The organism is Streptomyces sp. NPDC088746, from assembly GCF_044751065.1.
Classification (GTDB): domain Bacteria; phylum Actinomycetota; class Actinomycetes; order Streptomycetales; family Streptomycetaceae; genus Streptomyces.
Genome location: NZ_JBIVLA010000001.1, coordinates 1,010,091 through 1,024,877, shown reverse-complemented (window position 1 = coordinate 1,024,877; position 14,787 = coordinate 1,010,091). Strand labels below are relative to the sequence as shown.

12 protein-coding genes are annotated in these 14,787 nt (G+C 70.2%); 5 read left to right on the top strand and 7 right to left on the bottom strand.

All coding sequences use genetic code 11. The annotated features are described in order from the left end of the window. Nucleotides 1–62: 62 nt before the first annotated feature. The gene (locus ACIP63_RS04880) at nt 63–461 is read left to right on the top strand and encodes a VOC family protein (protein WP_401511478.1); all 399 of its coding nucleotides are present in this window, start codon (nt 63–65) and stop codon (nt 459–461) included. A gap of 60 nt (nt 462–521) precedes the next feature. Here ACIP63_RS04880 and pepN (ACIP63_RS04875) read toward each other — a convergent pair whose 3' ends face one another. Beyond that, nucleotides 522–3,098 carry an aminopeptidase N gene (gene pepN / locus ACIP63_RS04875; protein ID WP_401511476.1) on the bottom strand — a complete coding sequence of 859 codons (2,577 nt, stop codon included), beginning with the start codon at nt 3,096–3,098 and terminating at the stop codon, nt 522–524. 125 nt (nt 3,099–3,223) lie between these two features. On the opposite strand from pepN (ACIP63_RS04875), the gene ACIP63_RS04870 reads away from it, so the two are divergent. The 3 genes from ACIP63_RS04870 to ACIP63_RS04860 are packed head-to-tail and all read left to right on the top strand — an operon-like array spanning nt 3,224 to nt 4,335. Continuing rightward, complete coding sequence (locus ACIP63_RS04870; protein WP_401511474.1) at nt 3,224–3,724, top strand: DUF1203 domain-containing protein; 501 nt, start codon at nt 3,224–3,226, stop codon at nt 3,722–3,724. A 46-nt stretch (nt 3,725–3,770) separates the two neighbouring features. Next, entirely contained in the window at nt 3,771–3,995 is a 225-nt protein-coding gene (locus ACIP63_RS04865) for a ribbon-helix-helix protein, CopG family (RefSeq protein WP_145801513.1), read from the top strand. Then, nucleotides 3,988–4,335, top strand: a complete 348-nt coding sequence (locus ACIP63_RS04860) for a type II toxin-antitoxin system PemK/MazF family toxin (protein ID WP_401511473.1) — start codon at nt 3,988–3,990, stop codon at nt 4,333–4,335. The genes ACIP63_RS04865 and ACIP63_RS04860 overlap by 8 nt, the downstream gene beginning before the upstream one ends. A 57-nt stretch (nt 4,336–4,392) precedes the next feature. Here ACIP63_RS04860 and ACIP63_RS04855 read toward each other — a convergent pair whose 3' ends face one another. From ACIP63_RS04855 to pepN (ACIP63_RS04840), 4 genes are all read right to left on the bottom strand, one after another. Then, nucleotides 4,393–5,421 carry an aspartate-semialdehyde dehydrogenase gene (locus tag ACIP63_RS04855; protein ID WP_401511471.1) on the bottom strand — a complete coding sequence of 343 codons (1,029 nt, stop codon included), beginning with the start codon at nt 5,419–5,421 and terminating at the stop codon, nt 4,393–4,395. Nucleotides 5,422–5,607: 186 nt separating this feature from the next. Beyond that, nucleotides 5,608–8,916 (bottom strand): S8 family serine peptidase, encoded by a 3,309-nt coding sequence (locus ACIP63_RS04850; RefSeq protein WP_401511469.1) that lies wholly within the window; start codon nt 8,914–8,916, stop codon nt 5,608–5,610. Between the two features lie 154 nt (nt 8,917–9,070). After that, on the bottom strand, nt 9,071–10,078 hold the full coding sequence (locus tag ACIP63_RS04845; protein ID WP_401511468.1) for a hypothetical protein: 1,008 nt from the start codon (nt 10,076–10,078) through the stop codon (nt 9,071–9,073). 171 nt (nt 10,079–10,249) lie between these two features. Beyond that, complete coding sequence (pepN, locus tag ACIP63_RS04840) at nt 10,250–12,838, bottom strand: aminopeptidase N (protein ID WP_401511467.1); 2,589 nt, start codon at nt 12,836–12,838, stop codon at nt 10,250–10,252. 134 nt (nt 12,839–12,972) lie between these two features. Between pepN (ACIP63_RS04840) and ACIP63_RS04835 the strand changes: the two genes are divergently transcribed. Next, nucleotides 12,973–13,623 carry a DsbA family protein gene (locus ACIP63_RS04835; protein WP_401511465.1) on the top strand — a complete coding sequence of 217 codons (651 nt, stop codon included), beginning with the start codon at nt 12,973–12,975 and terminating at the stop codon, nt 13,621–13,623. 41 nt (nt 13,624–13,664) lie between these two features. On the opposite strand, the gene ACIP63_RS04830 is transcribed toward ACIP63_RS04835, so the two are convergent. Together ACIP63_RS04830 and ACIP63_RS04825 are read right to left on the bottom strand one after the other, a co-directional pair. Next, nucleotides 13,665–13,937: a DUF3253 domain-containing protein gene (locus tag ACIP63_RS04830; protein WP_401511463.1), complete on the bottom strand. Its 273-nt coding sequence runs from the start codon at nt 13,935–13,937 to the stop codon at nt 13,665–13,667. Nucleotides 13,938–14,124: 187 nt separating this feature from the next. Continuing rightward, nucleotides 14,125–14,766 (bottom strand): superoxide dismutase, encoded by a 642-nt coding sequence (locus ACIP63_RS04825; protein WP_327246341.1) that lies wholly within the window; start codon nt 14,764–14,766, stop codon nt 14,125–14,127. Nucleotides 14,767–14,787 lie beyond the last annotated feature (21 nt).

Below are 14,787 nucleotides of genomic sequence, written 5' to 3'. Positions count from 1 at the left end.
TTCGGGGGAGGATGTCCGGCAACGAGCGGGAACCGACGGCGTCACCACCGAAAGGGCGGCCCATGCTGCGCGTCAAGGCCTTCGACCATCTGGTGCTCAATGTGCGGGACGTCGAGCGGGCGCTGGAGTTCTACTGCGGGCCTCTCGGCCTGGAGCCGGTCCGGGTGGACGAGTGGCGCTCCGGCGAGGTCCCGTTCCCCTCGGTGCGGGTCAGCCCGACCACCATCATCGATCTGCTCAGCGGTCCCCGGGGCGAGTCCAACGTGGACCACATCTGCCTGGTCGTCGAGCCCCTGGACTGGCGGCAGGTCATCGACTCCGGCGTCTTCACCGTGCTCGACGGCCCGGGGGAGCGGTTCGGCGCCCGGGGCCTGGCGCAGTCGGTCTACGTACAGGACCCGGACGGCAACACCGTCGAGCTGCGCTGGTACCCGCAGGACGCGCGGGAGCGCCGGGCCTAGGGGACACGGAAGGGGGGCGCCTCCCGGCGGAGACGCCCCCCCCTAGCCGTGCGGGTCCCGCTACGCGGTGGCCGCCGCCGCGTCCGCGGCCTGGGCCTTCAGCGCACGCTCCACGCCCGCGCGCGACTCCGACATCAGCCGGCGCAGCGCGGCGGTCGGCTGCGCCGAGTCCAGCCAGGCGTCCGTCGCGTCCAGGGTCTCCTGCGAGACCTGGAGGGCCGGGTAGAGGCCGACCGCGATCTGCTGGGCCATCTCGTGGCTGCGCGAGTCCCAGACGTCCTTGACCGCCGTGAAGTACCGCTCGGTGTACGGAGCGAGCAGCTCACGCTGGTCGGTCTGCACGAAGCCGCCGATGACCGCCTCCTGCAAGGAGTTCGGCAGCTTGTCGGACTCGACGACCGACGCCCACGCCTCGGCCTTGGCGTCCTCGGACGGCTGGGCCGCGCGTGCGGACGCCGCGTGGCGTTCGCCCGCGGCCGTCTTGTCGCGCTCGTACTCGGCGGCGATCTCCTCGTCGTCGATGAGGCCCGTCGCGGCGAGGCGCTGCACGAACGCCCAGCGCAGCTCCGTGTCGACGGCCAGGCCCTCGATCTCCTGGGTGCCGTCCAGCAGCGACTGCAGCACGTCCAGGTGGAGCGGGCTGCGCGCCGTCGCGGCGAAGGCACGGGCCCACGCCAGCTGGTGGTCACTGGCAGGCTCCGCCGCGCGCAGGTGCGCGAGCGTCGCCTCGGTCCACTGGTTCAGACCCGCCTCGCGCCACTCCGGGGCGGCGTAGAGGTCCAGGGCCAGCTTCACCTGGCGGTGCAGCGACTGCACGACGCCGATGTCCGTCTCCTTGCTGATCCCGGAGAGGACCAGCGCCAGGTAGTCGCGCGTCGCCAGCTCGCCGTCACGCGTCATGTCCCAGGCCGAGGCCCAGCTCAGGGCGCGGGGCAGGGACTCCGTGAAGTCACCCAGGTGCGCGGTGACGACCCGCAGCGACTCCTCGTCGAGGCGGACCTTCGCGTACGAGAGGTCGTCGTCGTTGAGCAGGACGACCGCCGGGCGCGCCGTGCCGGCCGGGAACGGCACCGTGGTGCGCTCCCCGTCGACGTCCAGCTCGATCCGGTCCGTGCGGACCAGCTTCCCGGCAGCGTCGAGGTCGTAGCAGCCGATGGCGATCCGGTGCGGGCGCAGCGTCGGCTCGCCCTTCGCCCCGGCGGGCAGCGCGGGGGCCTCCTGGAGCACGGTGAACGAGGTGACGTGGCCGTTCTCGTCGGTCTCGATCTCCGGGCGCAGGATGTTGATGCCGGCCGTCTCCAGCCACGCCTTCGACCAGGTCCTCAGGTCACGGCCGGAGGTCTCCTCCAGCGCGCCCAGCAGGTCGGACAGGCGCGTGTTCCCGAACGCGTGCGCCTTGAAGTACGCCTGCACGCCCTTGAAGAACGCGTCCTTGCCGACGTACGCCACGAGCTGCTTCAGGACCGAGGCGCCCTTCGCGTACGTGATCCCGTCGAAGTTCACCAGGACGTCGTCGAGGTCCTGGATGTCCGCCATGATCGGGTGTGTCGACGGCAGCTGGTCCTGCCGGTACGCCCATGTCTTCATGGAGTTGGCGAACGTGGTCCAGGAGTGCGGCCACTTCGAGCCCTCGGCGTCCGCCTGGCACGCGATGGACGTGTACGTGGCGAACGACTCGTTCAGCCAGAGGTCGTTCCACCACTCCATGGTGACCAGGTCGCCGAACCACATGTGGGCCAGCTCGTGGAGGATGGTCTCGGCGCGCGTCTCGTAGGCCGCGTCCGTGACCTTCGAACGGAACACGTACTGGTCGCGGATGGTGACCGCGCCGGCGTTCTCCATGGCCCCGGCGTTGAACTCGGGGACGAAGAGCTGGTCGTACTTGGCGAACGGGTACGCGTAGTCGAACTTCTCCTGGAACCACTCGAAGCCCTGCCGCGTGACCGCGAAGATCTCGTCCGCGTCGAGGTACTCGGCGAGCGACGGCCGGCAGTAGATGCCGAGCGGCACCGACTGGCCGTCCTTCTCGTAGCTGCTGTGCACCGCGTGGTACGGACCGGCGATCAGGGCCGTGATGTACGTGGAGATGCGCGGCGTCGGCTCGAAGGACCAGACGTCGCCCTCGGGTTCCGGGGTCGGCGAGTTGGAGATCACGGTCCAGCCGGACGGCGCCTTCACGGTGAACCGGAAGGTGGCCTTCAGGTCGGGCTGCTCGAAGCTCGCGAACACCCGGCGGGCGTCCGGGACCTCGAACTGGGTGTAGAGGTAGGCCTGCTCGTCGACCGGGTCGACGAACCGGTGCAGCCCCTCACCGGTGTTCGTGTACGAGCAGTCGGCGACGACCTTCAGCTCGTTGGCGCCGGCCCGGAGGTGCTTCAGCGTGATCCGGGAGTCCCGGAAGACGGCGGCGATGTCCAGGTCCTTGCCGTTCAGCACGATGTCGTGCACCGCGGGCGCGACCAGATCGATGAAGGTCTCCGCACCCGCTTCGGCGGAGTCGAAGCGCACGGTGGTGACGGACCTGTAGGTGCCGCCCTCCTGCGCGCCGGAGAGGTCGAGATCGATCTCGTACGCGTCCACGGTCAGCAGGCGCGCCCGCTCCTGTGCCTCTTCGCGGGTCAGATTCGTGCCAGGCACGCGGTCATCTCCTTGGTGTGCGACTTGATATGCGACGTTTTTCGCCATCCTTCCACGTGAGGCGGGCACAGCGCGATGTCCGTTTTCCGCCGGACCGGTGGAGCCGATCGGGCCACCCTCGGGTCATGACCACTTACGAGGCACGGCCCATCGGGCCGGACGCTCTGAAAGAGCTGCGCACGACCGACGACGCCGGACGTCCCTGCGTCCCGTACACGGCGACGGAGGGCGGCGATCCCCTCCGCTGCTGCCTGCGCGGTGCCGGGCCCGGGGAGAGGATCGCCCTCGTGTCGTACGCGCCGCTGCGGCGCTGGGCGGCTCAGACCTGGGCGCGCCCGGGGGCGTACGACGAGCAGGGTCCGGTCTTCATCCACTCCGAGGAGTGCGAGGGCCCGGCGGCGGACCGGACCGGCTACCCGTTCTCGCGGGCGGGCGCGCTGCGCGCGGTCCGGCGCTACGACGCGGACGGCAGGATCGTCGGAGGCCGGCTGCTGGAGATCCCGGCCGACGAGGAGCGGGGCTTCGACGAGGCGATGGCGGAGGCCTTCGCCGACCCCGACGTGGCACTGGTGCATGTGCGGGCCGTGGAGTACGGCTGCTTCCACTTCGAGGTACGACGGGCCTGACCCCTACAGGTAGCAACAGTGTTCCTACCTTGGTAGGATGCAAGGCATGAAGATCAGTGTGAGCTTGCCGCAGGAGGATGTCGCCTTCGTCGACGAGTACGCCGCGAAGACCGAGGCGGACTCCCGCTCGGCGGTGATACACGCCGCGATCGAGTTGCTGCGCGAGGCTGGGCTCGAAGCGGAGTACACCGAGGCCTTCGAGGAATGGGACGCGAGCGAGGACGCCGCGTTGTGGGACCGCACGGTCGGGGACGGAATCGTCGATGCGTAGAGGCGATATCCATCTGGTCGACCTGGAACCCGCCCGGGGCAGCGAGGCCGACAAGGTCAGGCCGGCTGTGATCGTGTCCAACAACGCGGCCAATCAGTCGGTCGTGTCGAACGGCCGTGGGGTGATTACCGTGGTGCCCCTGACCTCGAACACCGCTCGCGTCCTTACGTTCCAGGCCTTGCTCCGGTCCGCCGAGAGCGGCCTGCCGAGGGACTCGAAGGTGCAGTGCGAGCAGATCCGGACTGTTTCCCCCGAGCGCGTTCTGAAGCGCGTCGGGACAGTGCCGCGTCAGCGCATGAGCGAGATCGACGCCGCACTGAGGCGTCACCTCGCCCTCTGAGACACGCGAAAGGGCGGCTCCCGGGCATCGGGGGCCGCCCTTCCGTGGTGCGGGTGGTCAGCCCTTGAGCTCCGCCGCCACCAGCTCCGCGATCTGGACCGCGTTGAGCGCGGCGCCCTTGCGCAGGTTGTCGTTGGAGACGAACAGCGCGAGGCCGTGCTCGACGGTCTCGTCGGCGCGGATACGGCCCACGTAGGAGGCGTCCTTGCCGGCCGCCTGGAGCGGGGTCGGGATCTCGGAGAGCTCGACGCCCTCGGCGTCCTTCAGCAGCTCGTAGGCGCGCTCGACGCTGATCGGACGGGCGAAACGGGCGTTGATCTGGAGGGAGTGGCCGGAGAAGACCGGGACCCGGACGCAGGTGCCGGACACCTTGAGCTCCGGGATCTCCAGGATCTTGCGGGACTCGTTGCGGAGCTTCTGCTCCTCGTCCGTCTCGAAGGAGCCGTCGTCCACGATCGAGCCGGCCAGCGGCAGTACGTTGAAGGCGATCGGGCGCTTGTAGACGGCCGGCTCGGGGAAGTCGACCGCGTCGCCGTCGTGCGTCAGCTTGTCCGCGTCGGCGACGACCTTGGTCGCCTGGCCGTGCAGCTCCGCGACACCGGCGACACCGGAACCGGACACCGCCTGGTAGGTCGCGACGGTCAGCGCGTCGAGCTGCGCCTCCTGGTGCAGGGGGCGCAGCACGGGCATGGCGGCCATCGTGGTGCAGTTCGGGTTGGCGATGATGCCCTTGGGGCGGTTCTTGACCGCGTGCGCGTTGACCTCGGACACCACCAGCGGGACCTCGGGGTCCTTGCGCCAGGCGGAGGAGTTGTCGATCACGACGGCGCCCTGGGAGGCGACCTTCTCGGCCAGCGCCTTCGAGGTGGCGCCGCCGGCGGAGAACAGCACGATGTCGAGCCCGGTGTAGTCCGCGGTGGAGGCGTCCTCGACCGTGATGTCGGTGCCCTCGTAAGCGATGGTGGAGCCCGCGGAACGCGCGGAGGCGAAGAGCCGCAGCTCGGCGACGGGGAACTTCCGCTCGGCCAGGATCCTGCGCATGACTGTGCCGACCTGACCGGTGGCGCCGACGATTCCGACCTTCACTGGGACTCCCTCACGGATGTGCGAACGGGCACGGTTGCCGGTCCATGATGCTTATGTCCATGGCCCCCATGTCCAATCCATTGTCCGGCAGGCGGACAGGCCGCGCACAGCGGTGTGGGGCGGGTGCCCTTGCGAGCCCCCGCCCCACAGTGTTCCGGTGTCGTGCGGATCACACCGTCGCTACGGCTACGGCGTGACCTTCTCGATCACGACGCTGCCCGTGCCCGCCGCGGTGCCGCGGGCGTTCACGAGCTGGACCTCGCCGAAGAACTGCCGGCCCTCGGGAGCCGCTCCGGCGACCACGACCTCGGCCCCGACCTGGGCGGACGCGCCGTTGGCCAGGTTCACGGCCTTGGACTCGTCGACCTTGATCTCGCCGAGCGACGGTGCGTAGTACACGTCGCGGTAGTCGTACTCGGTGGTCCCGGCCGGGACCGAGTAACCGTCGATGACGACGGTGTAGGTGCCGGCCGCCGGGTTCACCAGGCTGACCGACTCCTCCGAGCCCGCCGTCGTCGAGGCACCGACCTCGGTGTCGCCCTTGTAGACGTACAGGTCGATGTCGGCGTTGGCGTCCGAGGTGTTCCCGATGGCGACGTCCAGCTTCTCGACGCCCTCACCGATGGTGACCGTCTTGGTGTACTCGCCACCCGTGGCGATCGACGGCCGCTCGACGTCGGCCGAACCCAGCGAGCCGCCCTTCAGGGAGCCCTCCAGGTCACCGGCGTTGTTGGTGACCGTCCAGTCCACCGCGGCCGGGGTGCCGATCTTCGCCTCGGCGATGGTCTGCACCGCCGGGTCGAAGGTGGCGCCGAGCAGCGAGACATCCAGCTTGTACGGGTTGTCCAGCAGCGGCGACGTACGGCGGGACTCGACCTCGATCTCCCAGACGCCGGGCTGCGGGTCCTTGTAGGAGCGCGTGTCCGGGCGGCAGGTGTTGGCCGGGTTCTCGTAGTTCGGGTAGCAGTAGACCGTGGAGCTGTCCTCCACCGCGACCCCGTACGGGTGGATGGAGATGAACCGCGTCTGGCTGCCCGAGCGCAGGGCGCTCAGCGCGACCTCGAGGGTCTCGGCGCCCTCGGGGACGTTCAGGAAGTACGACGTGGTGCCGTTGCGCTGCACCGAGCCGCTCGTCGAGAAGGCGTAGCCCGGCTTCACCAGGTCCTTGGCGACGACCACCGTGGAGAGGATCTGCTGGTCCACGCCGGTGGTCTTCGCGTCGTCCACCACCAGGATCGCGCTGTGGACGCCCGCCGTGCGGGGCTTCGCCTGGACCTTGACGGTCACCGGCTTGCCGAGCGGCAGCGAGACGGTGCTCGAACCGGTCAGCGAGAAGGTGCCGTCGTTGTTCTTCCAGGACAGCTTGTGCTTGACGGCCTTGTCCGGACCCGTGGTGCGGGTGACGGTGACGTCGTACGACTTCTTCTGGCCGGCCTTCAGGCCGCCCTCACGGTCGTACAGGCCGGTGCCGAAGCCCGGGGTCTTCAGCGCGAAGTCGATCGCGGTGTCGACCGGGGCCTTCACGGTGTACTCGTGCGCCGCGGCGCCCTGCTTCTCGATCTGCTTCCAGGCGCCGACGATGTTGATCAGCCCGGAGCCCTGGGCGTGCGCGGGCACGTCCTTGATGTGGGTGGCGGTGCTGGTCAGCGCGGTCCGCAGGTCGGCCGGGGGCAGCTCGATGTGCTTCTGCTTCGCGGCGGACAGCAGCAGCGCCGTCGCACCGGCGGCCTGCGGCGAGGACATCGAGGTGCCCTGCAGCATGGAGTAGCCGGCGGGGAGGGAGTAGCCCGCCTCCTTGACCGGACCGCCGGGGATCCAGGTCTGGGTGGTGTTGATGGACGCGCCGGGGGCCGTCAGGATCGGCGCGAAGCCGCCGTCCTCACGCGGACCGCGCGAGGAGAAGGGCAGCATGTCGTACTTCTTGGTGACGTTCGAGCCGTAGTTGGCGGCCCAGGTCTCCTTGGAGATGGACGCGCCGACCGAGATGACGTGGTCGGCGAGGCCGGGGTCACCGATGGTGTTGACGCCCGGGCCGTCGTTGCCGGCCGAGATGACCAGCTGGACGCCGTAGATGTCGATGAGCCGCTTGTAGAGCTCGGCGCGGGCGTTGTTGCCGTCGTTGAGGGGCGGCAGACCGCCGATCGACATGTTGACGACGTCGACTCCGCGGTTGACGACGAGGTCGATCATGCCCTCGGTCAGCGCGATGTTGGTGCAGCCGCCGGACCAGGTGCAGGCGCGCGAGGAGACGATCTTGGCGCCGGGCGCCGCGCCGTTCATCTCGCCGCCGAACAGGCCGTTGGCCGCGGTGATGCCCGCGACGTGGGTGCCGTGCTCGCTCTCGATCACGCCGATGTTGACGTAGTCGGCGGTGTTGCCGGCCGCGTCGACGGCGACGTCCTTGCGGGTCTCCACGACGAACGGGATGCGCTCGACGACGTCGGTCCGCGGGTCGTCCTCACCGAAGTAGGAGACCTGGTGCTTCTCCTTGTACGGCTTGAGCACGGCGTCGTTGCCGAAGTCCGCGTCGCTGTTCAGGTCGACACGGGTGGTGCCGGTGACCGGGTCGTACAGCACGCCCCACTGGTCGGTGGTGTCGCCGTCACGGTTGAGGTCGCCCGCCATGTCGCCGCCACGGGTGGCGGACTCCTTGAAGACGCGGAAGGCGTACGAGCCCTTCGGCGCGGAGTACGTCGTGCCGCCGCTCGTGAACGTCGGGCCGGACACGGCCTGGTCCATCCGCAGCCAGGTGCCGTCGCCGTCGCTGACGGGGTCGGTGGCCGTCACCCAGTCGACGATCTTGCGCTCGCCGGTGGTGGTCTTCTGCAGTGCGGGGTGGCCGAGGTCGACACCGGAGTCCAGCACACCGATGGTGATCCCGCGGCCGTCGGCCTTCGGGTGCTGCTCGACGAAGTCGACCGCGCCCGTCTCGAAGGACGGGTTGTACGGGTTCTTCGCCGGGGTCTTCCTGTTCGGCGCCGCGTAACTGCCCGTGGCCTTCTGCTGCTTCGCTCCGGCGGCCCGGTCGCCCGTGGGCGTCGGGTCGTCCAGCTTGATCTCCTGCTTGAGATCGATGCCCTGGACCGACGACAGCTTCTGCGCCGCCTTGATGGTGGCCTCGGCGGTCGCGGTCGGCACCGTCGCCCGGACATAGCCGAGCTTGTCGTACGTCTGCCCCAGCACGGACCCCTTGACGGCGTCCAGCTGGTCGGCGACCTTCTCGGTCGCACCGGGGGTGGTGGCGACCATCATCGTGATGTTCTTCTCGCCCTTGGCCTCGGCCTTCGCCAGCACATCGGCGTCGGCCTCGCCCAGCTTGTCGCCGCTCGCACCCGCGGCGGCGGGCTTCACGGGGGAAGCCACCGGGTCGTCGGCGGCGAAGACCGGGGCCGCGCCGGAGGCGGCCAGCGCGGCCACCAGACCGGCTGCGGCCGCGATGCGTGCCGCGCGTCTCGCCCCGGGTATGGAGCTGGGGGATTCCTTGGTCATCAGCATCCCTGTTTTGTGAAAGAAAGAGAGAGTCCGGAATTCGGTACCCGATGACCGCTCAGCCTTTCGTAAATGACAGGGGTTTGTGGAGAGTTGGCGGGGACGAGAAAGTGACATGGCGTAGATCCGCCACCGGAGCGATCGCGCCACCGGCCCGTGCTCACCGGGGCAGGACCACCACGTAGGCGGCCGGTTCACGGTCCTCGGCCGCCATCATCGCCGTACGCAGCACCACCGACAGCTGCTCCGTCGAGTCACGCAGCTGCTTCGGCGTCACCCGCACCACCGTCACCCCGAGCCGCTCCAGATGCTCCCGCTCCGCGGCGAAGGCGACATGCTCCTCCCGGGGCGAGCGGGTGCCCAGTTCGAGCGCGACCGCCTGCTCCGGCCAGTACGCGTCCACCCCTCCCAGGAAGCTGCCGCCCGGCAGGGACAGCTCCACGTTCCACAGCGGCTGGGCCAGACCGTGGGCGCGCACCATCTCGTACAGCCGGCCCTCCGCCATCGCCCGGCCCTCGACGAGCAGCGCGTCCACGGCGTCCACCACGTGCGCGCGGCCCAGCAGCTTGGCGTCGTTCAGCTCCCGTACGACGGACGCCGGTTCGCAGTGCCCGCCACGCACCGCCTCCGTCAGGATCCGGCGCACCGTCGAGGCGTCCGCGAGCGAGGCCACCGCGTCCGCGAGCGCCCGCTCCACCGGAGCCAGCGGCACCCCGAGCCGGCGCTGCGGCCGGGGCAGGACGGCGGCCCTGGTGACCTGGACGAAGCGGGTGGAGCGCAGCCGCCTGGTGCGCGGCACCAGCACGTCGATCCGGTGCAGCGCGATCACCGGGGGAGCCGACGTGAAGCCGTACAGGGCCAGCGCCGCCAGGCCCGTCACCATGGCCTCGCCGTAGCCGGGCCCCGGCTGGGCCGGCACGGTCCGGCGGGCGGCGGCCGGGGGCCGCCCGGCGTACAGGAGGGCGCCACGCACCCGGTCGTCGTTCGTGGGCGGTCCCGGGTGCAGGAGGTACACGCCGGGGAGCAGCTGCTGCCACGGACCGCCGGGCAGGCACTGGGCCGCGGTCTGCGCGGCGGTCACACCCTGCGAGCGCAGCTGCGCGGCGGACTGCACGCGGTGGGTCACTTCATGGACGGGGCTGGAGGAGAGAGGGGCGTTCCGGTTCATGCCGGGGAGGTTCCCGCAGCCGCGGGCCGCGCTAACCCGTGTTACACGCCCGTCGACGTTCCAGGACAACGCCGTTTTGAAGTACGGCAGTTCGAACGCCGAAAAGGGTGGTCGCGACGGGGATTGTACGGCGCACGCCCCACACACGTGTGCGGGGCGCGCGCCGGAATCTCACGCCGCCGCGTCGCGCTCCTGACCCCGCAGCGCCCGTGCCAGATCGTCCCGCGCCTCCAGGACCAGCCGCCGGAGCGCCGGTGCCGCGTCCGGGTGCGAGGTCAGCCACGCGTCCGTCGCGGTGAGGGTCGCCGGGTCGTCCTGGAGCCCGGGGAACAGGCCCTTGACCACGTCCATGCCGATCTGGATGGAACGCTCGGCCCAGACCCGCTCGATCGCCTCGAAGTACGAGGCCGTGTACGGCGCCAGCAGCTCCCGCTGCGACGGCTGCCCGAAGCCCGCGATCGTCGCGCCGACGAGAGCGTTGGACAGCTTGTCCGACTCCACGACCGTCGCCCACGCCTGCGCCTTGACCGCCGCCGAGGGACGGGAGGCCAGGCACCGCACGTGGTGCCGCTTGCCGGACGCCGTGTCGTCCCGGGCGAGTTCGGCGTCCACGGCGGCCTCGTCGGCCTTGCCGTGCGAGGCCAGCGGGGACAGGAACGCCCACCGCAGCTCCTGGTCGACGTCGAGGCCGTCGATCACGGCCGACCCGTCGAGCAGTTCGCCCAGCAGCTGGAAGTCCGCGTCCGACGCGGCGACGGCGGCGAAGAACCGCGCCCACGTCAGCTGGTGCTCGCTGCCCGGCTCCGCGCGCCGCAGCTCCGCCAGCGCGCCCTCGGCCAGCGCCCGGCCGCCCTCCTCGCGCCAGGCCGGCGCGGCGTAGTGCACCAGCGCCGACTGCGCCCAGGCGTGCAGCATCTGGAGGACACCGATGTCGCTCTCCCGGCCGGCGTGCGCCAGCACCAGCGCGACGAAGTCCCGTGCCGGAAGCAGCGCGTCCCGCGTCAGGTTCCAGAGGGCCGACCAGCACAGTGCCCGGGCCAGCGGATCGGTGATGTCACCGAGGTGCGCGCGCAGGGTGGCCAGGGAGCCCTCGTCGAGGCGGACCTTGCAGTAGGTGAGGTCGTCGTCGTTGACCAGGACCAGGTCGGGCCTCTCGCTCCCGGCCAGCTCCGCGACCACGGTCCGCTCGCCGGCCACATCGGTCTCCGCGCGGGCGTACCGCACCAGCGTGCCCTCCGGGGAGAGCCGGTACAGGCCGACCGCGATCCGGTGCGGCCGCAGCTCCGGATGGGAGGCGGCGGCCTCCTGGGTCACGGAGAGCTCCGCGATCCGGCCTTCCCCGTCGTACCTCACGGCCGGCGTCAGGACGTTGACCCCCGCCGTCTGCAGCCACGCGCGTGACCAGGCCGTCATGTCGCGCCCGGACGTCTCGGCCAGCACTGAGAGCAGGTCGCCCAGCTGCGTGTTGCCGTACGCGTGCCGCTTGAAGTAGCGGCGCGCCCCCTCCAGGAACGCGTCCCGTCCGACATAGGCCACGAGCTGCTTGAGCACCGAGGCGCCCTTGGCGTACGTGATGCCGTCGAAGTTCAGCTTGGCGTCCTCCAGGTCGCGGATGTCGGCCGTGACCGGGTGCGTGGACGGCAGCTGGTCGGCCCGGTAGGCCCACGCCTTGCGGTTGTTGGCGAAGGTGGTCCAGCCGTTGGCGAAGCGGGTCGCCTCCACCATCGAGAACGTCCCCATGAAGTCGGCGAAGGACTCCTTCAGCCACAGGTCGTCCCACCACTGCATGGTGACGAGGTCGCCGAACCACATGTGCGCCATCTCGTGCAGGATGACGTTGGCACGGCGCTCGTAGGAGGCCGAGGTGACCTTTCCGCGGTAGATGTACTCCTCGCGGAAGGTGACGAGGCCCGGGTTCTCCATCGCGCCGAGGTTGTACTCCGGCACGAACGCCTGGTCGTACTTCCCGAAGGGGTACGGGTAGTCGAAGTTGTCGTGGAAGAAGTCCAGGCCCTGCTTGGTGATCAGGAAGACGTCGTCGGCGTCGAAGTGGCGCGCGAGACCCTTGCGGCACATCGCGCCGAGCGGGACCTCCAGCTTCGAACCGTCGTCGAACGTACGGGTGTAGAGGTCGCTCACGTAGTGGTACGGCCCGGCGACGACCACCGTGATGTACGTCGAGATCGGCAGCGTCTCCGCGAACCGGTGGACCTCGCCCTCCTGCGACTCCTCCGCGCCGTTGCTCCAGACCCGCCAGCCCTCGGGCGCCGTCACCTCGAAGCGGTAGGGCGCCTTGAGGTCGGGCTGCTCGAAGTTGGCGAAGACACGCCGCGCGTCCGCCGGCTCGTACTGCGTGTAGAGGTAGACCTCGCCGTCCTCCGGGTCGACGAAGCGGTGCATGCCCTCGCCGGTCCGGCTGTACGCGCACCGCGCGTCGACCACCAGGACGTTCTCGCCCTCGGCGAGGTCCTCCAGAGCGATACGGACGCCGTCGAAGACGGCCGCGGGGTCGAGGTCCTTGCCGTTCAGGCTCACCGCGTCCACGGACGGGGCGATCAGATCGGCGAAGGTCGAGGCCCCCGCACGGCCGGCGCGGAAGCGGATCGTGGTCTGCGAGCGGAAGGTGCGCGGACCGGCCTCGTCGCCCCCGTCGGGCTCACCGATGGCGGAGCGGAGGTCGAGGGCGACCTCGTAACCGTCGACGGTCAGCAGCTCGGCCCTCTCGCGGGCCTCGTCGCGGGACAGGTTCTCACCGGGCACGGAGCACTCCTTTGTGTCTCGATCGAAGACCTTCGATCCTCCCATGCGGCCCCCGGCGCCCGCGCGCGGGAATGGCGGGAGGGCCCCGTGGTGTTCCGGCTCACAGGTGCAGCCACGACCTCATGAGGAGAGACATGCCCGAGAACAGCACGGCCACCGGCAAGGTTCCGGCCGACTTCTGGTTCGACCCGCTCTGTCCCTGGGCCTGGATGACCTCCCGCTGGATGCTGGAGGTCGAGAAGGTCCGTGACGTCGAGGTGCGCTGGCACGTGATGAGCCTGGCCGTGCTCAACGAGCCCCGGCTCGACGAGCTGCCCGAGGAGTACCAGGACATGATGCGCACCCAGGCCTGGGCGCCGGTCCGCGTCGTCGTCGCCGCCCAGCAGAAGCACGGAGACGAGATCGTCGGCCCGCTGTACACGGCCCTCGGCACCCGCATCCACAACAACGGTGAGGGCCCCACCCGCGAGGCGATCGCGGGCGCGCTCGCCGACGTGGGCCTGCCGGCCGAGCTCCTCGACTACGCCGACTCCGACGCGTACGACAAGGAGCTGCGCGCCTCCCACCAGGAGGGCATCGACAAGGTCGGCCAGGACGTCGGGACCCCGGTCATCGCCGTGCCCGGCGCCGACGGTGAGCAGATCGCCTTCTTCGGTCCGGTCGTCACCCCCGCCCCGAAGGGCGAGGAGGCCGCGAAGCTCTGGGACGGCACACTGCTGGTGGCCTCGATCCCCGGCTTCTACGAGATCAAGCGGACCCGTACACAGGGCCCGGTCTTCGACTGACCCCGTCCGCCGGTGCGGGCTCCGGGCCCGCACCGGGCGGATCAGCCGACGCGGCGGATACGGATCGGACCGCGGGCGTCTTCCAGCGCGACAGGGCGGCCGCCCTGGGTGATCTCGACCTCGCCGGCCGCGACCAGCCGCCGGGCCGCGCGGCGGGCCGGCTCCATGAGCGCGCGCCAGCCGTCGCCGTCCCCTTCGTACACCGCTCGCGCGGCATCGGAGGGGCAGATCGTCGCGGTCGGTCCACGGCGCTCCAGCAGCTCCAGGATGGCTCGCTCCAAGCGCCGGTCCGTCCGCCGGCCGGTGTCCGTCACCCTGCCAGTCTCGCACCGGCGGCGCAGGGGTGCAGGCCCCCGGCCCCGGGTGTTGCCGACCGCGTGAACCGTGGCATGGGAGAACCCCCGCGAGTCATGTCCTCGCGGGGGTTCTCCGTTGATCCGCCTGCCGGGTGAAGGTTGAGAAGACGATCACGAGGCAGGACGCTCGGGTGGCTTTTTCAGGTCAGGGAGCGAGCAGCAGCACGTCCGCGCGCTCCTTGGCGGCGGCGTAACGCTTCGCCACGTCCTGCCAGTTGACGACGCGCCACATGGCCTCGATGAAGTCGACCTTCTGGTTCTTGTACTGCAGGTAGAAGGCGTGCTCCCAGGCGTCGAACACCAGGATCGGCACCGAGCCCTGACCGACGTTGCCCTGGTGGTCGTAGACCTGCTCGACGATCAGCTTGCCGCTGACCGGCTCGTACGCGAGGACGCCCCAGCCGGAGCCCTGCGTGGTGGCCGCGGCCTTCGTCAGCTGGGACTTGAAGCCGGCGTACGAACCGAAGGAGTCCGCGATCGCGTCGGCCAGGTCGCCCACACCGTCCGCCGCGAGGGGCTCGCCACCGCCGTCACCGCTCATGTTGTGCCAGTAGATCGAGTGCAGGATGTGGCCGGAGAGGTGGAAGGCGAGGTTCTTCTGGAGGCCGTTGATCGCGCCCCAGGCCTCCTTGTCGCGGGCCTCTTCCAGCTGCTCCAGGGTGTCGTTCGCACCCTTGACGTACGCGGCGTGGTGCTTGTCGTGATGGAGCTCGATGATCTGCGGATTGATGACCGGTTCGAGCGCCGCGTAGTCGTACGGGAGTTCCGGAAGCGTGTACGTGGCCATGGGTTCGAACCCTCCAACTGC